The sequence below is a fragment of the Paenibacillus sp. 01T431 genome (genome assembly GCF_056398625.1).
In genome coordinates this window covers 178,497-197,082 of record NZ_JBFTPT010000001.1, presented here as the reverse complement: position 1 = coordinate 197,082, position 18,586 = coordinate 178,497, and the positions used below count along the sequence as shown (strand labels likewise).

At 44.7% G+C, this 18,586-nt stretch carries 20 protein-coding genes; 9 read left to right on the top strand and 11 right to left on the bottom strand.

Features of this window, described 5'->3' with window-relative positions; translation table 11 throughout:
• Positions 1 to 2: 2 nt before the first annotated feature.
• Genes pruA through AC1DM9_RS00890 form a run of 3 tightly spaced genes read right to left on the bottom strand, consistent with a single transcriptional unit; the run spans position 3 to position 3,730 of the window.
• The gene (gene pruA, locus AC1DM9_RS00900; RefSeq protein ID WP_441880724.1) at positions 3 to 1,550 is read right to left on the bottom strand and encodes an L-glutamate gamma-semialdehyde dehydrogenase; all 1,548 of its coding nucleotides are present in this window, start codon (positions 1,548 to 1,550) and stop codon (positions 3 to 5) included.
• A gap of 60 nt (positions 1,551 to 1,610) precedes the next feature.
• The gene (gene rocF, locus AC1DM9_RS00895) at positions 1,611 to 2,513 is read right to left on the bottom strand and encodes an arginase (RefSeq protein WP_441880725.1); all 903 of its coding nucleotides are present in this window, start codon (positions 2,511 to 2,513) and stop codon (positions 1,611 to 1,613) included.
• Between the two features lie 5 nt (positions 2,514 to 2,518).
• Entirely contained in the window at positions 2,519 to 3,730 is a 1,212-nt protein-coding gene (locus tag AC1DM9_RS00890) for an ornithine--oxo-acid transaminase (RefSeq protein ID WP_477578042.1), read from the bottom strand.
• A 170-nt stretch (positions 3,731 to 3,900) separates the two neighbouring features.
• Between AC1DM9_RS00890 and AC1DM9_RS00885 the strand changes: the two genes are divergently transcribed.
• The gene (locus AC1DM9_RS00885; protein ID WP_441911448.1) at positions 3,901 to 4,212 is read left to right on the top strand and encodes a hypothetical protein; all 312 of its coding nucleotides are present in this window, start codon (positions 3,901 to 3,903) and stop codon (positions 4,210 to 4,212) included.
• A gap of 79 nt (positions 4,213 to 4,291) precedes the next feature.
• Here AC1DM9_RS00885 and AC1DM9_RS00880 read toward each other — a convergent pair whose 3' ends face one another.
• From AC1DM9_RS00880 to AC1DM9_RS00870, 3 genes are all read right to left on the bottom strand, one after another.
• The gene (locus AC1DM9_RS00880; protein WP_076267265.1) at positions 4,292 to 4,588 is read right to left on the bottom strand and encodes a DUF6509 family protein; all 297 of its coding nucleotides are present in this window, start codon (positions 4,586 to 4,588) and stop codon (positions 4,292 to 4,294) included.
• Positions 4,589 to 4,697: 109 nt separating this feature from the next.
• On the bottom strand, positions 4,698 to 5,630 hold the full coding sequence (locus AC1DM9_RS00875) for a manganese-dependent inorganic pyrophosphatase (protein ID WP_076267266.1): 933 nt from the start codon (positions 5,628 to 5,630) through the stop codon (positions 4,698 to 4,700).
• 136 nt (positions 5,631 to 5,766) lie between these two features.
• Positions 5,767 to 6,360 (bottom strand): GNAT family N-acetyltransferase, encoded by a 594-nt coding sequence (locus tag AC1DM9_RS00870; RefSeq protein ID WP_477578041.1) that lies wholly within the window; start codon positions 6,358 to 6,360, stop codon positions 5,767 to 5,769.
• Positions 6,361 to 6,850: 490 nt separating this feature from the next.
• On the opposite strand from AC1DM9_RS00870, the gene AC1DM9_RS00865 reads away from it, so the two are divergent.
• From AC1DM9_RS00865 to AC1DM9_RS00835, 7 genes are all read left to right on the top strand, one after another.
• The gene (locus AC1DM9_RS00865) at positions 6,851 to 7,426 is read left to right on the top strand and encodes a hypothetical protein (RefSeq protein WP_477578040.1); all 576 of its coding nucleotides are present in this window, start codon (positions 6,851 to 6,853) and stop codon (positions 7,424 to 7,426) included.
• 232 nt (positions 7,427 to 7,658) lie between these two features.
• On the top strand, positions 7,659 to 8,210 hold the full coding sequence (locus AC1DM9_RS00860) for an RNA polymerase sigma factor (protein WP_477578039.1): 552 nt from the start codon (positions 7,659 to 7,661) through the stop codon (positions 8,208 to 8,210).
• Positions 8,203 to 8,967, top strand: coding sequence for a hypothetical protein (locus tag AC1DM9_RS00855; protein ID WP_441880732.1), 765 nt, complete (start codon positions 8,203 to 8,205; stop codon positions 8,965 to 8,967). The genes AC1DM9_RS00860 and AC1DM9_RS00855 overlap by 8 nt, the downstream gene beginning before the upstream one ends.
• 1 nt (position 8,968) lies before the next feature.
• Positions 8,969 to 9,850, top strand: a complete 882-nt coding sequence (locus tag AC1DM9_RS00850; protein WP_441880733.1) for an ABC transporter ATP-binding protein — start codon at positions 8,969 to 8,971, stop codon at positions 9,848 to 9,850.
• The gene (locus tag AC1DM9_RS00845; RefSeq protein ID WP_441880734.1) at positions 9,847 to 11,136 is read left to right on the top strand and encodes a hypothetical protein; all 1,290 of its coding nucleotides are present in this window, start codon (positions 9,847 to 9,849) and stop codon (positions 11,134 to 11,136) included. Before AC1DM9_RS00850 ends, AC1DM9_RS00845 begins: the two co-directional genes overlap by 4 nt.
• Before the next feature lie 12 nt (positions 11,137 to 11,148).
• Positions 11,149 to 12,294: a hypothetical protein gene (locus AC1DM9_RS00840; RefSeq protein WP_477578038.1), complete on the top strand. Its 1,146-nt coding sequence runs from the start codon at positions 11,149 to 11,151 to the stop codon at positions 12,292 to 12,294.
• Positions 12,295 to 12,426: 132 nt separating this feature from the next.
• Positions 12,427 to 12,648 (top strand): anthrone oxygenase family protein, encoded by a 222-nt coding sequence (locus tag AC1DM9_RS00835; protein ID WP_477578037.1) that lies wholly within the window; start codon positions 12,427 to 12,429, stop codon positions 12,646 to 12,648.
• A 9-nt stretch (positions 12,649 to 12,657) separates the two neighbouring features.
• Here AC1DM9_RS00835 and AC1DM9_RS00830 read toward each other — a convergent pair whose 3' ends face one another.
• The 4 genes from AC1DM9_RS00830 to AC1DM9_RS00815 form a co-directional block, all read right to left on the bottom strand.
• Complete coding sequence (locus tag AC1DM9_RS00830; protein WP_477578036.1) at positions 12,658 to 13,113, bottom strand: GNAT family N-acetyltransferase; 456 nt, start codon at positions 13,111 to 13,113, stop codon at positions 12,658 to 12,660.
• A 323-nt stretch (positions 13,114 to 13,436) separates the two neighbouring features.
• Positions 13,437 to 14,330: a sugar phosphate isomerase/epimerase family protein gene (locus AC1DM9_RS00825; RefSeq protein WP_339204981.1), complete on the bottom strand. Its 894-nt coding sequence runs from the start codon at positions 14,328 to 14,330 to the stop codon at positions 13,437 to 13,439.
• Positions 14,331 to 14,349: 19 nt separating this feature from the next.
• Positions 14,350 to 15,207 (bottom strand): sugar phosphate isomerase/epimerase family protein, encoded by an 858-nt coding sequence (locus AC1DM9_RS00820; protein WP_477509849.1) that lies wholly within the window; start codon positions 15,205 to 15,207, stop codon positions 14,350 to 14,352.
• On the bottom strand, positions 15,204 to 16,262 hold the full coding sequence (locus tag AC1DM9_RS00815) for a Gfo/Idh/MocA family protein (RefSeq protein ID WP_076267279.1): 1,059 nt from the start codon (positions 16,260 to 16,262) through the stop codon (positions 15,204 to 15,206). The genes AC1DM9_RS00820 and AC1DM9_RS00815 overlap by 4 nt, the downstream gene beginning before the upstream one ends.
• Positions 16,263 to 16,405: 143 nt before the next feature.
• On the opposite strand from AC1DM9_RS00815, the gene AC1DM9_RS00810 reads away from it, so the two are divergent.
• Positions 16,406 to 17,272, top strand: a complete 867-nt coding sequence (locus AC1DM9_RS00810; RefSeq protein WP_441880739.1) for an AraC family transcriptional regulator — start codon at positions 16,406 to 16,408, stop codon at positions 17,270 to 17,272.
• Positions 17,273 to 17,293: 21 nt separating this feature from the next.
• Here the strand turns inward: AC1DM9_RS00810 and AC1DM9_RS00805 are convergent, their stop codons facing one another.
• A complete protein-coding gene (locus tag AC1DM9_RS00805) occupies positions 17,294 to 18,574 on the bottom strand; it encodes an ABC transporter substrate-binding protein (protein WP_477578035.1) in 1,281 nt (426 codons plus the stop codon).
• Positions 18,575 to 18,586: the final 12 nt, after the last annotated feature.

Here is an 18,586-nt window from a genome sequence, read left to right as displayed (position 1 = left end):
GATTAGAATTTTTCTGATACAACCTTCGCCTGCGTGAAGAGCAGCAAATAATCACGCCCGCCGGCCTTCGAATCCGTACCTGACATATTAAATCCGCCAAAAGGATGGACCCCAACTAAGGCACCTGTACACTTGCGGTTAAAATAAAGATTGCCGACATGAAACTGCTCGCGGGCCTGCTCCAATCTGCTGCGGTTCCGCGAGATGACGGCACCCGTCAGCCCATAATCGGTGTTGTTCGCGATAGCAAGCGCTTCGTCAAAGCTGCCCGCTTTAATAAACGCGAGTACCGGCCCGAATATTTCCTCTTGCGCGATGCGGGCAAGCGGAGCGACATCCTTAATGATTGTTGGTTCAATGAAATAACCGCTGCTATCTCCAATTTTGCCGCCATGTACGATGATTCCTTCGCTGCGCCCAACCTCGATATATTTTAAAATACTCATGTAGGCTCGCTCGTCAATGACCGGTCCAACGTAAGTAGACTGCTCGCTTGCTTTCCCAAGCTTTAGCCGTTTTGTTCGTTCAACAACCTTATCAATAACCTCGTCATAGACGAGTTCATGCACAACAGCACGCGAGCAGGCCGAGCATTTCTGTCCAGCATAACCGAAAGCGGATGCTGTAATCGCATCGGCCGCCAGCTCAAGATCGGCCTCCGCATCAACAATAATCGTATCCTTGCCGCCCATCTCTGAAACGATGCGCTTCAACCATTTCTGATCCGACTGGCCGATAGAGGCTTTCTCGTTAATACGCAGGCCTACCTCCCTTGACCCCGTAAAGCATATAAAGCGGGTTAATGGATGCTCCACCAAAAAATCACCCACCTCATTTCCCGCGCCGGGCAAGAAATTCACAACACCGTCAGGCAGCCCTGCCTCCTCCAGCAGCTCAACAAATTTCGCCGCGATAACAGCCGTCGCGCTGGCCGGCTTTAATACTACCGTATTGCCGGCAACAACCGCCGCCATGGTCATGCCCGCCATAATCGCAAGCGGAAAATTCCATGGCGGAATAATAACGCCAACGCCAAGCGGGATATAGACTAGCTCATTATCCTCGCCTGCTACAGCAACAATAGGCTGACGCTCTGCAAGCCGTTCCATCTCCCGCCCGTAATACTCCAAAAAATCGATGGCTTCGGCTGTATCTCCGTCGGCCTCCGCCCAGCTTTTGCCCGCTTCATAAACGAGCCATGCAGAAAACTCGTGCTTACGCCTTCGCAGTAACGTCGCTGCTTTATACAATACTCTCGCCCTGGCAGAAGGCGTCACTTTCTTCCAATGCTCGAAAGTCTCTGCGGCAGCAAGTATGGCTTTATGCGCCAGCTCAGAATCCGCCTGTGAGACGATTCCTACAAGCTGCCCAACATCAGAGGGATTGATTGATTTTCGCTTTTGAATCGTCTCGATGCGGTCAGCACCAATCCTTAGAAAATACTCTTGGCCCAGCTCCAGTTCAACTTTGCGCAGCGCCTCCTGAAAATCATTAATATGGTCGATTACCGAAAAATCGGTAAATGGTTCGTTCTGATATGGCTCCCGCATAGCTCAGTTCCTCCTGCTCATTCGAATCTTTGCTAGTCGCTTGAGGCTCTTTCCCTTGCTTCACAAAATCTGTTCACCCAGCAGCGAGCCAATTAGCTCCACCGCAAGCTTAGCCGTCTGGTCATTATGGTCGAGGCTTGGATTAACTTCCACGACTTCGGCTGATGTGACCAGATCCGATTGATAAAGAAGCTCAAGTGCAAGATGCGCTTCACGGTAGCTGAGTCCGCCCCTGACAGGCGTGCCCGTACCCGGTGCCTCAACCGGATCAAGGCTATCAATGTCAAAGCTGACGTGGACGCCATCAGTCGTTTGCTTAAGCTGCTGTATCACCTTCTCCATCACGCGAGCAATACCAAGGCGATCAATATCATGCATGGTATAACAAGCGATGCCTAAAGATCGGATATAGGCCTTCTCGCCGGAATCAAGCGATCTGGCTCCGACAATCGCGACATGCTCTGGCTTTATTTTGGGCGAAAATCCTCTTAAATTCGTTAACAAAGGAATGCCTCTGCCAAGGCTGATGCCAAGCGACATCCCATGTATATTGCCCGAGGGACTTGTATCCTCCGAATTCAAATCCGAATGCGCATCAAACCAAATGACTCCAAGATTTTTATAATGCTCGGCTAAGCCAGCAATCGTCCCAATGGAAATGCTATGATCTCCGCCTAGCACTAACGGGAATTCCCTTGCCGCAACGATCTCCGATACGCGCTCAGACAATCGGCTGGTCACTTCGTGCACCTCAGACAAATGTTTGGCATTTGCGGATTGAAGCGGCGGTATTGGAGTAACTAAGCCAATCTCACCCGCTAACCGATGCGGGATGTGAAGCTCCGCCAGCTTGCGGCTAAGCTCTGCCGCCTGCAATATATGCGCTGGACCAAGCTCCGCACCGGGATTCCCTGCCCCTTTCCCAAAAGGAACAGCAACGATTGCCACCTGTTGAATGCTCATCGCCGTCACGCTCCTGCCTGTATGCTATTCGCGAAGACCGTTTGAATTTGTTCGAAGGCAAAGTCGAGCTCCTCTTCCGTGATGATGAGCGGCGGTGCCAACCGAATGACATGCTCATGCGTTTCCTTGCAAAGCAGTCCCAGCTCCATCAGCTTCTCGCAATAAGGCCTTGCAAGCGTCGAAAGCTCAATGGCGATAAACAATCCTCGTCCTCTGATTTCAGCAATGTCAGGATGGCGCAGCGTAGCCAGCTTGCTCATCAAATACTGCCCCAACAGCTGCGAGCGTTCCGCCAGCCCTTCCTCTTCGGTTACTTCAAGCGCTGCAATCGCAACAGCGCAGCTAAGCGGATTTCCTCCAAAGGTTGAACCGTGAGAGCCCGGCTCGAATACATCCATAATGCTCCCGTTCGCGGCGATAGCCGATACAGGCATGACCCCTCCACCCAGCGCTTTCCCCATAATATAAATATCAGGAATGACATTTTCCCAATCGCATGCAAATTTTCGTCCTGTACGCCCGAAGCCGGTTTGAATCTCATCTGCCACAAGCAGCACCTGCTGTTCTGCACATAGCTGAGCAACAGCAGCAAGAAATCCATCCGGAGGAATCCGAATGCCCGCCTCGCCTTGAATCGGCTCAATCAATATCGCAGCGGTATTCGGCTGCATCACCGCCTTCACTGCCTCTAGGTCGCCATATGGAACAACACGAAATCCAGGTGTAAAGGGGCCGTAACCTTGCTTATATTCCTCCGTTGAGGAGAAAGACGTCAGTGTCAGCGTTCTGCCATGGAAATTGCCCTCAAAAGCGATGATTTCAGCTTGATCATTCGGTATTTTCTTGACGCTGTAAGCCCAGCGACGTACAGCTTTGATCGCCGTCTCAACTGCCTCTGCCCCTGTATTCATAGGAAGAATTCGTTCCTTGCCGGTATAGGCCGCCAGCTTCTCGCAAAAAGCACCAAGTGCCTCATTATGAAAAGCTCGTGATGTAATCGTGACCTTATCCGCCTGCTCCTTTAACGCTCTAATGATCCGAGGATGTCGATGCCCTTGATTCAATGCCGAATAAGCGCTCAACATATCCATGTAGCGCGCGCCTTCTGAATCATGCACCCATACGCCCTCTGCGCTGCTAATCACAATCGGCAGGGGATGATAATTATGGGCGCCAAATTGCTCTGCCAGCTCGATATCCTTATTTGCCCTGTTCATCACCTGCTCCTCTCTGCATGCACCGCAAAAAATAGCTGTTTTTGAATTTTATGCGGTTAAGGGGTGACAAATAACAAAGGGAACCGAGGATAGGCAGAAAGTAACAATTTCACTTGTACAATTCCGCGAGGCTTGCTTTAATAATATTTGGGGGAAAGGGGGGGTGAGTGATGAAAAACAAAAAGGTTTTTCTTACAATGCTGATTAGCCAAATCTTGTTCGGATTGTTTACGATTGTTTGGCTTTTTGTCGCGTTAATGTCTGTTATGATGTTCGACTCGCCAGGTTCAGAAAATCTATTCTGGCCTGTGCTTTTATTTATTGTGATTTGGCTTTATCCGGTAGCTCTTATTTTGTCCATTATTGCAAGCTGGGTGCTTTATCGGTTCAACAAAATGAAAATAGCGGTTACCATCGCAATGGTACCGCTCATTTGGGTGCTGCCTCTTCTCGGTTTTTTAATCTATGCCAATGTCAGCTAATCAATGACATCGTTAAAAAACGTTGCCAGCCCTGCTCCATACTGAATTATGTATTATAATTCAACTGCTAAAAGGCTGTTTATTCCTCCGGCTTGTCAAAATGCTCCTGACAAAACGCCAGTACCATCTTCTCTTCATCTTCTTCCAGCTCAAAATCAATGTACTTATTGGAGGAAGTGGTTAGAAATTCATACTTTGCAATGCGGGCTGTATCCTCTTCGATCACATAAATGACACGGAGCGTCACGCCCTCGTCATGATAAAGCTCATCATCATCCGCTACATCCAGATCAAGAATGAACTCATACCTCTTTCCTGACAAAATGCCAAACGGGTCCTTCATTAATTCAGCGCTATATTCTGTTACAGTAAACATGTCATCCGCTCCTTCTTCTCTAGTATAGCAAAACAAAAGCAGCCTGAAACTTGAAATCCAAGCTTCAGACTGCTATTTTTTTGGCAAACGGCTGCTGCCTCGCTGTTTCTTACAGGCTGCTTAGCGTTTCTGTAAGAACAGGTACGATTTGCGATTTGCGGGAAACAACGCCTTTGAGTACCGCTTTATTGTCTACCAATGTTACGTTGTAAGCTTTCTCAACCGCGTGAGCTTGAGCGCCAAGTGCAAGCGCTACGGAATCATTGTTCAAAATGTCCGTTACAACAAGCACAAACAGATCAAGACCTTTTGTTGCAATAATATCGTTAAGAGCTGCTTCCAGCTCCGCTTGGCGAGAAATAACATCGTTTGTATCAACCGCGTTTACTTGCGCGATTTCTACTTTATAGCTGCCCATTGCGAATTCTTTCGCATCTAGGGAAATCAGCTGTGCAATCGTTTTGTCGCTAAGATCCGCGCCTGCTTTAAGCATGTCCAGACCATAGCTTTCTGCATTAACGCCAGCGATTTCAGCCAGCTCGCGAGCGGCTGCTACATCTTGCTCCGTGCAAGTTGGCGATTTGAACAGCAAGGAATCAGAAATGATAGCAGACAGCATAAGGCCAGCAATTTCTTTGCGGATTTCAACGCCGTTCTCTTTGTACAATTTATTCAAAATCGTCGCTGTGCAGCCTACAGGCTCAGCGCGGAAATATACAGGGTGGCTTGTCTCGAAATTAGCAATACGGTGGTGATCGATTACTTCAAGTACACGTACGCTGTCGATATCGTTTGCGGATTGTTGACGCTCGTTATGATCGACCAAAATAACCGTGTCAGTCTCATCAGCAACATTCTCGATCAAACGAGGTGCTTGGATGCCGAAATAATCAAGTGCGTATTGTGTTTCGCCGTTAACGTCCCCAAGGCGAATCGCCTCAACGTCAGCACCTAGCTTTGTTTTTAGCTCAGCGTATGCGATCGCTGATGTAATCGTGTCGGTATCCGGGTTTTTGTGCCCGAAAATAAGCGTTTTAGTCATTTCGAGTACTCCTTAAAAGTTATTTTTCGGCTGGACCAAACAGTCATTAACGGCCCATGTCCTTTTGTAAATGCTATACTAAAAACCATTATAGCTTTAAGTGCTCTTTATTCCTATACCTTTACACTGAATTAAATCATAAAATTTGTGAATGTTGTATGTGCTTAAGCTTGTAATAACTGTATTCCCTATTTTCAATAACGATATTGTTTTGAAATTCAAAACCGCATTTTAGGATCACTTTATTCGATGGTACGTTGCGTATCTGAGCGATAGCGACAAGCTCCTCGACATTCGTATTTTCAAATAAATAGTTAATTAATCCGTTTGCAGCTTGAGTCGTGTAACCCTTATTTCTATGATCATTTGAAATCCCATAAAAAATCTCTCTGTTCGGCGGCGATATTTTATCCAATATTCCTGTCCCGCAAACACCGATAAATTCGCCAGTATCTCTGGATATTATACTCAGTCGCAGCCGCAGCTCTCCCATATCGCCATCTTTGGATACCGCTTCTAAAAAACGCAGGTTTTCTGGTATTTCATAATGGTTGAACCAGTCTGCCCTTTGTTCCTTAGAAACATTCCAATCCAGCAAAAATTCATGAAAATGAGGCTGCCAAGTGAGATTATGCAGAGCATCTAAATCCTCGACCTGATACTCTCTCAAAATAATATCTTTGCACGCTATAGTTAAAATGCTATTACCTGTATTTTGTGAATGACTCATCGATATCCTCCTAATGTATAGAAGGAATACAAAGCAGAATATTGAAAAGCATCATAAATCACAAAAAAAGCGGCAAATCACAAGGATTCGCCGCATGATGTGATGGATAACACACTTTGCTTTGTTTCCTTGTAATAGTAAAAATAGAATTGTAGATTAAACTATTACAAAGTAACTGGCATAGTGTTGATTCCCCTTCCAAATATAACCTGATAGAAATTGTAGCAAAATTCAAGCTCAAAGACAATAAAATACAAAGATTTTACAGCTCATGAGATTTAAAAACGATCAATAGAAACGATTAATAGACTAGTTTCCTTATTACGTTCTGTATTATAATACTCTGAAATGGGAAATTTTTCTCTATTCCATTCAACATCTTTAGTTACATCCAGCAGTTATTGAGAAAAGGATGTGTTTCAATATTAACTCGCCAGTCCGTACGATATTTGCATTTCTTTTCGTTTTTATCGTCAATATTTCCTTAAGCATGTTGGGTTTAAGCATCATTTACTCCATCATTTCCAGCTTTATTATTGTCTTTTTGTTCTTTGGATTACCTCTTTATACACCTCTTCTTGAGACCGATTTGAATCGTCTGGAGAAATTTTTAATTGCCCAGCGTAAAAACCCTGCCTTTTATATTTTATATGCATCTTCGAACAGACAAGATGAAGAAGTTGAACGTTTGATGCCTCAATTGCTTCTCAAGTATAAACAGCGCCACAGACAAGCATTGTATATGGCCTTTCATGGTGCATATCGGAAAGATGTTTCCTCGGTAAAAAACCAAATCGTACATATACGGCCAATGGATTACCAACATTATTATGCAGCCTTTGTTCATTTGGAAGAAGGAAACATAGAGCTTGCTCGATCAAGCGCTGCTAGAGTTTCCAAGCCATGGATGAAAAATGCATTACTTTCCGAAATTGAAGAGAAAACAGGAAACCAGCTAGCAGCAGCTTCTTATGCAAAAAAAGCGCTGTTAAGCTGCCGGGGACTGCAGCGTTATGTTTTATATAAACACTATGAGCGCGAGCTGCCTGAGGCTTTGGCAGGATAATAAATTTATTTATATCATCCTATACAACTGCAAATGAGAGGCGATGGAGATTATGCTGCTGCATTGCTCCATGCTGCTCGAATACCTTCAACCACCAGCGCTTCGCTGGCGGTTTTTCGTATGTATGCACACACCAAGAAAAAGTATTTTTTAAACAGATGCAAACTATTTCTGACCGGACTTCGAATATATAAGCAAGCGGCAATTTACTATGCGGGAAAGAGAGAGCGATATGGACACAGAAGCAGCATGGATCAAGCAAGTTCAGCGACAATCCAGTGAAACGGCAGCGAATGCACTCGTTTCCCGGTACTACAAGGAAATGTACAGCTACGCATACAGGCAAACAACGAACAAACAGCTGTCCATGGATCTTACACAGGACATTTTCATTCATATGCTGCAGTCGATTGGAAAATTTGACGGAACACGCGGTTCCTTCCGTACTTGGCTGTACAAGCTTGCCACAAACCGAATTGTCGACTACTATCGCTCCAAATATTACAGCTATGCCCGTCATACCGCTCCGATAGAGGAGGAAATGCCAGATGACGGAGATTTTACATTGGAAATAGAAAAGAGAGAGCAGATTGAAACGATTATGCTCCAGGTAAATCAAATGGATGCTGCCTCACAGCATATTTTCCGCTTGAAGTTTTTTGCTGAGTACACATTCTCTGACATTGCGCCGCTGCTCAATATTCCAGAATCAACAGCGAAGACCAAATACTACGCCATGATCAGAAGGCTAAAAAAACAGCTTGGAGGCGACAGCAATGAATGAGCAAAAATTTCAGCAAGTCGAACTGCCGGATGAACTTGAGATAGAACAGCATATCCGCAGCATTGTTGCAGCTGGCCTTGTTCCAAAGCAAACGTTCTATCACTATTTACGAACGATGTATCGTCGTCTCGGCTTCAGGCATCTGTTCCATGACTGGACAGAAATCGTCTTTGCGATAACTGCCGGGTTCGCTCTTATCATCTGGTTCGCGCTCACCGCATTTGAACGTACAAGAGTACTGAGTGAAGACCTATATTCAGCCATTTTCATCGGATCTCCCGTTTTGTATCTCGTCATCGCTCTCCTATTTTTTGTCCGCCGAAAATACAGCGATACCTATGAGACAGAAATGACCTGCAAGTATAATGTGTACCAGCTTGCCTCACTGAGGATGCTCGTATTCAGCCTCGCCTGCATGGTCGTTAATGCGGTTTTAATTGTCGCGGCAGCCATCATTTACAGCCAACTAAACGTTTTATTCGCAATATCGCTGTCAGCCGCTTCACTTTTTCTTTTCTCTGCAGCTTTCTTGTACATCATGGTCAGCGTACATTCGGACATGATGAAATATGTGCTCATTGCAGGCTGGTTTATTTTGAATCTGACTCTCCTGCAGCTAAACAAAGAGTTTTATCTACATTTCATATCCGCCATTCCCATTTCGATTTATATTGCAGTCGCCATCTTTGGATGCGCCATATCCTTAAAAAATCTTAAGAAGCTAACGACATTCCAAAGCTCGGAAGGAGCTGTCTGACATGCTAACCGTACAAAATGTGTCCAAACACTTCGGTAACTTCAGCGCGCTGGAGCAAATTAATCTTGAATTCAACAACGGCGTTTACGGACTGCTCGCTCCGAACGGAGCAGGAAAAACGACGTTGATTAAAATGTTAGTCACACTGCTGTACCCCAGTGAGGGTGAAATATTGTACAACGGTGAAAATATTATAAGGCTGGATGAACGCTATCGCGAGCAGCTCGGCTATCTTCCCCAGCATTTCGGCTATTACAAAAATTATAGTCCGCGGAAATATCTTCTGTATATTGCGGCTTTAAAGGGCATCGAGACCACTGCTGCGAAGTCCAAAATCGTGGAGCTGCTGAAGCTCGTTGCGCTTGAAGATGTGATCGATAAAAAGATGAAAAAGTTTTCCGGAGGCATGATCCAGCGTGTCGGCATTGCACAAGCGCTGCTGAATGATCCGCGAATTCTTATTCTGGACGAGCCTACAGCGGGTTTGGACCCGAAGGAACGAGCCCGTTTTCGCAATATGTTGACCAGCCTAGCGCGTAATCGAATCGTTATATTGTCTACACATATCGTGTCGGATGTTGAATCGATTGCGAATGAAATTATTTTGATCAAGGACAAACGTGTGCTGCATAAGGATTCCATTGCGAATATTTGCAGCCTCATCGACGGTATGGTGTATGAAACTACGGTTGATTTCGATGCTGCGGATGCGTTTCGACATTCGTATCTGTCGCTTTCTGAGAAGCAGGAATCAGGTCGGATGAAATTTAGGTTTATAGGCACCGGACATCCTAAGCCTGATTGGAACCCATCAGCGCCAAGCCTTGAGGATGTATTCATCTACATATACCAGGATGAAGCTGCTGCGGAACAACCGGTATGAGCTGGAAAATTCGAGTTTGCGAGCTGAGAAAAGCGCTTCTCTCACCCGTCATTATCGCGCTGCTGCTGGTGTTTACCGCTTATAATCTATTCCTCATTGCTCAAGAGGCTTATAAAAAGGATGAAATGAGCATATTGAACGAGCTTGTTGCACAGTTCGGTTCCGAGATTACTAAGCCGATGCAGGAGGATTACAAGTCTTACTATTTGTCGCGACTGGACGATATGAACAAGCTGACGAATAAACGGACATCTCAAACGTATGAGATGCCCAGCGATTTTTTTGAATATGAAAATTATAAGCGTTACGTGACCGATCAACCGAATCTTTACAGCAGAGATGAGCTTGATTTGTTTAATGAGCTGCAAGTTATTCAAAATTATTATTATTTGATGCAAGACATCGATGATACCTATGCTGGGTTCAATATGAAGCAGATCGCCGAGGGCGAGATAAAGAAATATGGATTCAGCGGCTCGGCGGCTGATTTGGTGAGACAGCGGTATGACCACATTGCTGAGAGACTACAGCAGCTTATCGAAAGTGGCGAGCACAAGAATCTATTTTTCATTGGTCAAATCTATCAATCACATTCGATGCTGTTCAAAACGCTCATTGGATCTATTTTGCTGCAGCTGATGATTTTAGTTGTATTAATGACCGGGTATATAAGCAATTACGAATTTGAGCAAGGTACACATCTGCTGCACTACTCCACCAAACGAGGCAGAAAGCTGCAAACGGATAAGCTGCTTTCCTCCTTCGCAGCCAGCATAATCGTGACGACCGCTCTAACCGGAATATCCTTGTCCGCTTACTTCCTGACCTTCAGCTACAAGGGGCTTTGGAAGGTGCCGGTCAGCAGCTTTTTCAATTGGGAATTCGGCATGCCTTATCCTTATTTAACATGGCACTCGATGTCTTATATTACCTATTTAGGCTGTGCTATCGCGCTCATCTTTGTGCTCCTGCTTATCTTTACCGCCATTACCTTTGTGTTAACCGCAATTATTCGCAACAGCTACTTGGTATTTGGAGCATTTGCCATTCTTTTCGGCTCTTTTCTCCTAATTACCAACATCGTACCAAGAGATTTAAAGCTTATTTTATTTACAGGGTTTACTCCGTTTCATCTTGTATTGAATCCGAAAGCGTGGTTTACAGCAAGCGGCGCCTTCATGAGCCTTCCAAATAACGAATGGATTACAGCTGGCATTTGGCTGGCGCTGTTAACACTGTGCTGCTTCCTCTGCTTGCATCAATTTAAACGACAAAATATTAATTAGAAAGGAGCTCCTATGACAATCGTGCTGCATGAAATAAAGAAGGTATTTGGCCTGAGAATGGTCATTATGCTTCTAGCGATCAATGTTGTATTTTATTTTTTATTCATACAGTTTTATTTTCAATATTTTCCGAATGGAAATCCAGAAACCGAAATTCATAGAGCCAGCATTGAGATGAAAAAGGATTATGGAAATTATATGGATGATGCTGAATATGAGCTGTTTAAACAGAAATACGACCAAAAGATCGAAGAAACAGAACAATTCATGAAGAACGATCAGCAATTTATTGATGCTGGGATCTCCACATATGAGCAATTTCAAAACGTCGATTCTAACAGTGAGCGGATGAACAAGATCCATAATTATGCTGTATTCGAGTCGGACACCGAACTGTTCTGGGAGCTGCAAGCGCGCAGGTACATGATAGAACGCTATGAAAATAGTAAAAAATATCCTTACAACTCATATGGCGAGGTTGATTCGAATCAGCAGAATAGAATGGAGAAGCTTGTTGCTTCCGATGAGGGCGACTCGATATTTACCGATGTTGTATTCAGAAATTATATGAGTTTAATCATCTACATGACCGTTCTTATCGGTTTAAGTATCCTCTTTATGGTTTCACCTATTTTTCTTCACGATAAACGAAGCAAGCTTATTCATTTGCAATATACTGCGCGAATCGGACGAAGGCTTTTCTTGCGAAAGCTTACTGCTGCGATGATTTCCACACTCCTTATCGTAACCGTACAGCTTGGCGTCTTCTTCCTCATGTATAGCAGGCTGGGAACAGGATTATTTCTGGACTCGGGCATCAATTCGATATTTAATATAGGTTACTTTTGGTATGATCTCACATTCGGACAATACATTGGTCTGACTGTAGCAGCTATATATGCGCTCAGTCTAATCACCGCGGTGTTTGCAGCATGGATCTCGAGCATGGCACCCAATTACATGGTTATCATCGGACTCCAAATCCCATATGCTTTTCTGATGTTTGGATGGATGGAAAAATTACTAATCGGTAGACTCGCCGATATTTATTACGCGCAGTATGTGCAGCCGCTAACTTATTTGCTTCTTGCCGCAGGCGCAGTTCTACTATTTGTTGTTCGCTGGCGGAGTGAGCGACGAGCAAATTTGCTCGTGTAGCAGGTATGATCGATCTAACTGTTAGTTAAGATGCTGAGGCAGCCTAGAATTGAACAGTAATACTTAGGCTGCCTCAGCCATAAAAAAATAGGCTTTACAACAAAATGGAAATATATTCCCGCTGCAACCTATTTGCTTGCCGGCAGCCTTCTCTATCTCATTGGCTCCGTTCTAGTAACGATTGTATTTAACGTACCTTTAAACGATATGCTTGCCTCAGCAGACCCAAGTGTCGCCGGCCCCGAATTATGGACGCGTTATGTTGCCAGCTGGACGCCATGGAATCATGTGCGAACCATTTCCACTCTTGCGTCGTTGGTTTGTTTTATTATAGCGTTCCGACAATTGAGCTAACGGTGGTACTTAAAGTTTCTTTTCATAACAAAGGCTTGAATCGCACGCAACATATTCACCATATCTATCAATTTCATAATAATGATGTTTTTTATAGAAATGAAGCGCTTCTGGCTGAGGAGCCCCTGCTTCCAAACGAATATATTGATACTTCATATCCTTCGCTCTGGCTTCTAAATCATTCAAAACTTGTGCGGCTATGCCGTTCCTTCTAAATTCGGGGCTGACATAAAATCGTTTTAATTCTATATACTCCTCATCCAGCGGTTTTATGGCTCCACATCCAACCGGTTCTCCTTGCTCGTACGCAACCACAAATACAATTTGCTCAATTCCAGGATCATTAAAATCTACTGTAAATACTTCCTCTGCCGTATATCTTTGCGCTAAATCCTCATCCAGCTTCTGAATAAGCCTATGTAAATCTGTATCGGTATGTGATACTTGTACAATTTTCACTGCCATTTCTGCACGTCCTCTAGTTTGAATAGTTACATGATTATCAATCGACGGTACTCCGTCTTCTATTATTTTACCGAATTCGCTTCACCCTTTCCACCTTAAAGCTAACTGCAAAAGTCAAAAAAGCTCTCATGGATAAGCCATGAGAGCTTTCTTTTGGGCGGTTTCATGAGATTTTCGCTTAAATCTACATCACACATTCATCTCAAACCGATGACTAACCTCTTATTTGCCGCCGTGCAGCCAGACGGTTTGCCTTCCAGCTGGACTGCTTGCAGCCTATAAATTCATCTGTAGAGAACGATTGAGGATGCTCCATGCTTGTTTTATTGTCCTTTAAAAGCTTTCAAAAACTGAACGGCTTTGCTAATATCCGCTTCTGGACTCGTACCAACTTCACGCTCGATCGTCAAATAACCTGTATAGCCAATTTCCTGAAGCGCTCGCAAATATGCCGGCCAGTCTACAGTACCATCACCAAGCGGCACTTCGCGGAACGCAGAACCTGTTTCGGCCATCGCAGCAATTTTCTCATGGTCGAGGGCAACTTCGTAGCCATAATCGCCATAAACGTCGCGCGGATCAACATCTCCCAGCTTCACGCCATCCTTCGCATGCGTATGAACGATATAATCCTTAAGCGTGTACACGCCTTGAACAGGATCATCTCCAGTAACCATAACCATGTTGGCAGGGTCAAAGTTAACAGCTACGCCTTTGGTGCCAAGACCATCAAGAAACGACTTCAAATGCGCAGACGTCTCAGGTCCTGTCTCAATCGCAAAATAAGCGTTCATATCATTCGCGAATCTAGCTAACTCTTCACATGCCGCATGCATCGTCTCATAAACACGGCTGTTTTTGTCGCTTGGAACGATACCGATATGCGTCGTAATAATGTTTGTTCCAAGCTCCATGCCAAGCTCCATAATCCGTTTGGATTTATCGATTTTCGCACGGTTTTCTGCCGGGTCCTGAAAACCATGGCCGCCCAAATCGCCAACAAGAGCGGAAATATCAAGGCCTAGCCCATCAATATAAGACTTCCATTCTTTTCTTGCAGCTGTGTTAAGGTTAGCAGGGTCCAGCTCGCCATGTACTGCATACATTTGTACGCCATCCGCACCAACCTGCTTCGCTTTAAGCAAACCTTCCTTTACACCAACCTGAAAGCTATCCACGATAACGCCGATTTTGTTCGTAATGATAGGTGATGTCATCTTCGAGTCACTCCTTCGTTTAAATTTCGTTCCATACACGTCTTACGAATTCAAAGCCAAGTCTCGTTCCAAGACGGCAATCTTCCAAGCCTTCAAACTCGATGGAAATATAATCATCATAGCCGCTTTCTTTCACTGCACGCAGTACTTGCGGCATTGCGATGTCACCATGTCCGACGATTGCGCCCCGAAGCCAATTGCCGCCTTTGGATTTAAACCAGCCTTCACCCGGATTTTCGGTAGATGGACGATAGTAGAAATCTTTAATATGGACCATAGAAGCCAGGCTGACATTGTTTTTAACAGCAGCAAGAGGATTCTCATCCACACAAAGGAAGTTCCCGACATCAAGCGTTGTCTTGAAGTTTGGACGATCTACAACCTCAATGAGTGCCTGTACCCGGTCGCTATGTTGTATAAAATAACCGTGATTTTCTACACTTGTTGTAATGCCAAACGTTGCTGCATAATCCGCAACTGCTTGGCAAGCCTTCGCTAGCTTTGGCAGCTCCAACAAGAAGTTTGAAATGGATAGGTTTTGCGATGATGCCACGTCGTGACGCATCTTCTTCACGCCAAGTGCTGCCGCAATATCCACTTCACGCTTCAAGCGGTCAAGCTCCTGCTCGAATTGCTCTTCATTTAAACCGGAGAAGTTTGCACCTACCGCATAATTCGATATTTCAATACCGCTTTCCTGCGCTTGCTTCTTAATCACTTCGATCAGTTCCGGATTTTCAGTAAGGTTAAAGCCAAGCGGTACTATTTCAACATGCTCTCCACCAATGGATGCGATATATACGATAACATCCTGTATCGTCATTTCGCCCGTTCTCAGTGCATTATATAAGCTGTATGTGCTGATTCCTAATTTCATAGACGCACTTCCGCTCCTTTTGCTGCGGATTCATAAATGCCCACTAATATCTTCATAATTTCCACGCCATCCGCCACTGGGCTGATTGGCTGTTTTCCGTTAGCAACACAATCAACGAAGTGGTTGATCTCATTTTGGAAAGCGCCAACAAAATCAAAGCCTGCGTGATCCGTCTGCGGATATACGTTTAAGATCGTGTCATTTTGCTCTGTTACAATAACGGTTTCCGGATCGATTTCAAAACCGCCTTTTTCCCCATACAGCTTAACTGTATTTTCATTAGACTTGGCATGCAGCGTGAAGCTGACATCTACGAGCAGCGATGCGCCATTCTCGAAGCGAATAAGTGCATTCGCCAAATCCTCAACTGTGTTTTTCTCCGCATCATAATCCGCCGCTTGGTAGAAGCTTAGGTTTTTTACATTGGCACGATTGCCAAGCTTGCGATACGTATTGGCACTAACGGATACCGGCTTCGGACGTCCCATCAAATACCAGCAAAGATCGATGACGTGTACGCCAATATCAATAAGCGGTCCGCCGCCTGAGCGCTCAATGTCGGAGAACCATCCGCCTGGATTTCCAAGACGTCTGAGCGTTGATGCTTTGGCAAAATAAATTTCACCGAACTCGCCTCTGTCAGCCATCGCACGAATCAATTGTGCACTCGTATCGTATCTGCGGACGAAGCCCACTTGAAGGAGCTTGCCGGATTGCTCTACAGCCTCTTGCACAAGAAGCGCATCTTCAACCGTACGGCAAAGCGGCTTCTCTACGAGCACATGCTTGCCAGCTTTAAGAGCCGCAATGCTGATTTCAGCATGCGTATTGTTCCACGTACAAATGCTGACTGCTTCAATAACTGGATCGGCGAGCAGCTCGTGATAATCCGTATAGATTTTTTCGGCGCCATATTTCTCAGCTGCGGCTTTTACGCGCTCTTCATTTAAATCGCAAACCGCGTAAATGTTCGCATTAGGATTTTTCTTATAGGAATCTAGATGAGATGATGAGATAGAGCCTGTTCCAATAACCGCGATTTGTATCGGTTTCATTGCTAATCTCTCCTTATGAATTCTAATAGTAAGGTTTTGCATGTCTACACTTTCGTATTATAATGGTTTCAACCTGCAACTCCATGTAAAGCTGTGCGGTTTGTTTGTACAATTGTGCTATCCTACTGAGGAGGTCTTTCAAGTTGGAAAAATTCGAAGAACTGCGTGAGCCTATGGACATGCCAGACCCTCATTTTCCGATAAAACTGCATCACAACACCTTCGACCAGCAGGGAATGGTCATTTTCCCGCATCATTTTCATGAACATCTTGAATTTTTATATTTTGTGTCGGGCAAAGCCTCGATAGAGTGCGGTTCTACTACGATAACAGCATCCGCTGGCGATCTCATCGTCGTGAACAGCAATGAGCTTCACTACGGAATCAGCCTATCATCAGATTTGTACTACTATGCGCTCATCGCCGACATTTCCTTGCTGCACAGCCAGTCGGTGGATGCTGCCGAAACGAAGTTCATTACGCCCATTACGCAGAACCGCCTTCTGCTGCAAAATTATATTGGTGACGACAGCAAAGTAACGTCCTGCATGCATGCCATCATCAATGAGCTCGAGCAGCGCGAGTTCGGTTACGAGCTGGCCATAAAATCCGAGCTCTACCGCCTGTTGACGCTGCTGCTTCGCGGTCATGTCGCTACCGTGCTCACCAAAGACGAATATGCAGAGCGTATGAAGAACATTGAGCGCTTCGCGCCTGTCTTCAAGCATATTGAGGACAGCTACAAGGATGAGCTTTCGGTGGACCAGCTGGCAAGCATGGCAAACCTCAGCCGCTACCACTTTAGCCGATTGTTCAAAGAGCTGAGCGGCCATACCGTTACAGAATATATAACGATGACACGGCTCGGCAAAGCCGATTACTTGCTGCGTCATAGTCCGCTTACCGTGTCGGAGGTTGCAACAGCGACAGGCTTCAATGACATTTATTACTTTAGCCGTACGTTCAAAAAACACAAAAAAGTTTCCCCGTCCTCGCTTCGGGGAAACTAATTAGGCTACTTCTATTGTTAACTACTCGTTCAAGTAAGTGGTCACCTTGTTCTGGATCAGCTTCGCAACTTCTTCAGCAGACTTTTGTTCGCTAAAAAATGAGCTGGCCTCATCTCCTACAATAGAAAACACTTTACCGTCCACATCTGAATAGTTATCCGCTGTACTAATCAGTTCCTTAAATTGATTAAATTGTTCATCGGTTACCTGCGGCACTTTCCCGTCCGGAAGCTTGTACGTTCCACCTTTAATTTGTTGCTGAATCTCATTCAGCTGTTTTTCATTCACAGATTTCAGTAATGAAAACCCTACTCTATCTTGCAAAGATTGTCCTTCCACAGATAACAAGAAGGAAATAAACTTCCAAGCTTCTTCTTTAACGGGAGATTGGGCTTGAATGGCGAACCGGGAATAAGTAATAATCCTTGTTCCGCCTTTTTGTTCCGGTTTTTGCAGCAGCTTCGGATTTGAGAAATAGAGTAGAGGAGCATTAATAAAGTCTGCCGGCGATTCAATAACAATGGAATGGAACATTTGCTTACCGATATCAGCCTGTTCCGCAGTCATAACTTTATTATCAAACATCCCTTTAATTTGTTGCATCGCCTCCATAAATAATGGAGAGTCGAACTTTGCCTCTTTCGCTGCATGATCCACAAACTCTGAATATTTATCTATAAGCATTTCTTGCAGGAGCATTTCCGGCGGGTCATTTGCCATAGCATAGCGGCGTTCCGGCCCATTCTCCCCCAATACCTTCACAGTCTTCTCGAACTCTTTCCACGTCCAATTTTTATCGTCAATATCCGTGTTCCCTAGAATGTCCCCATCGCCAATGAATGCCCGCAAGGAGAAACCAAAAGGCATAGTATACATACCATCATTCGACTTTAATTGATCCAAAATATTCATTTGCAAGTCGCTCTTATTTATCGTTTTGTCCTTCTCCATAAGCTCATCCATATTTAGAATAAGCTTCTTGCTCACATAATCTTCTATAGGCAAGCTGCTTATATCAAAAATATCCGGTCCTTTCCCTGAAAGGAGCGCTGCGTTCGTCGTTTTTGTATATTTTTCATATTCCTCTGTGACTTGAATTTGAATATCGATGTCCGGATACTTATCTTCAAACTTTTTTTCTGCCGTCTGCAAAAATATGCTCGGTTGTCGCGCTGCCAATGTAACGACCGTTTTCCCCTCACTGCTTCCGGGCTTATTCGCGCTTTCCAACTCCTCGCCGCCCCCAGAACTGCATGCGGTCATGACTAGCATCAAAACCATAATAAACAGCATCTTTTTCATGGTATACATTTC

What these genes read in the sequence shown, in the direction of transcription:
- AC1DM9_RS00885 (WP_441911448.1), top strand. Translation starts at nt 3,901, where the DNA reads ATGAAAAACAAAAAGGTTTTTCTTACAATGCTGATTAGCCAAATCTTG.
- AC1DM9_RS00880 (WP_076267265.1), bottom strand. Translation starts at nt 4,588, where the DNA reads ATGTTTACTGTAACAGAATATAGCGCTGAATTAATGAAGGACCCGTTT.
- AC1DM9_RS00805 (WP_477578035.1), bottom strand. Translation starts at nt 18,574, where the DNA reads ATGAAAAAGATGCTGTTTATTATGGTTTTGATGCTAGTCATGACCGCA.
- AC1DM9_RS00820 (WP_477509849.1), bottom strand. Translation starts at nt 15,207, where the DNA reads ATGAAATTAGGAATCAGCACATACAGCTTATATAATGCACTGAGAACG.
- AC1DM9_RS00865 (WP_477578040.1), top strand. Translation starts at nt 6,851, where the DNA reads ATGTTGGGTTTAAGCATCATTTACTCCATCATTTCCAGCTTTATTATT.
- AC1DM9_RS00855 (WP_441880732.1), top strand. Translation starts at nt 8,203, where the DNA reads ATGAATGAGCAAAAATTTCAGCAAGTCGAACTGCCGGATGAACTTGAG.
- AC1DM9_RS00845 (WP_441880734.1), top strand. Translation starts at nt 9,847, where the DNA reads ATGAGCTGGAAAATTCGAGTTTGCGAGCTGAGAAAAGCGCTTCTCTCA.
- AC1DM9_RS00830 (WP_477578036.1), bottom strand. Translation starts at nt 13,113, where the DNA reads ATGGCAGTGAAAATTGTACAAGTATCACATACCGATACAGATTTACAT.
- AC1DM9_RS00860 (WP_477578039.1), top strand. Translation starts at nt 7,659, where the DNA reads ATGGACACAGAAGCAGCATGGATCAAGCAAGTTCAGCGACAATCCAGT.
- AC1DM9_RS00870 (WP_477578041.1), bottom strand. Translation starts at nt 6,360, where the DNA reads ATGAGTCATTCACAAAATACAGGTAATAGCATTTTAACTATAGCGTGC.
- AC1DM9_RS00890 (WP_477578042.1), bottom strand. Translation starts at nt 3,730, where the DNA reads ATGAACAGGGCAAATAAGGATATCGAGCTGGCAGAGCAATTTGGCGCC.
- AC1DM9_RS00850 (WP_441880733.1), top strand. Translation starts at nt 8,969, where the DNA reads ATGCTAACCGTACAAAATGTGTCCAAACACTTCGGTAACTTCAGCGCG.
- pruA (WP_441880724.1), bottom strand. Translation starts at nt 1,550, where the DNA reads ATGCGGGAGCCATATCAGAACGAACCATTTACCGATTTTTCGGTAATC.
- rocF (WP_441880725.1), bottom strand. Translation starts at nt 2,513, where the DNA reads ATGAGCATTCAACAGGTGGCAATCGTTGCTGTTCCTTTTGGGAAAGGG.
- AC1DM9_RS00825 (WP_339204981.1), bottom strand. Translation starts at nt 14,330, where the DNA reads ATGACATCACCTATCATTACGAACAAAATCGGCGTTATCGTGGATAGC.
- AC1DM9_RS00840 (WP_477578038.1), top strand. Translation starts at nt 11,149, where the DNA reads ATGACAATCGTGCTGCATGAAATAAAGAAGGTATTTGGCCTGAGAATG.
- AC1DM9_RS00875 (WP_076267266.1), bottom strand. Translation starts at nt 5,630, where the DNA reads ATGACTAAAACGCTTATTTTCGGGCACAAAAACCCGGATACCGACACG.
- AC1DM9_RS00815 (WP_076267279.1), bottom strand. Translation starts at nt 16,262, where the DNA reads ATGAAACCGATACAAATCGCGGTTATTGGAACAGGCTCTATCTCATCA.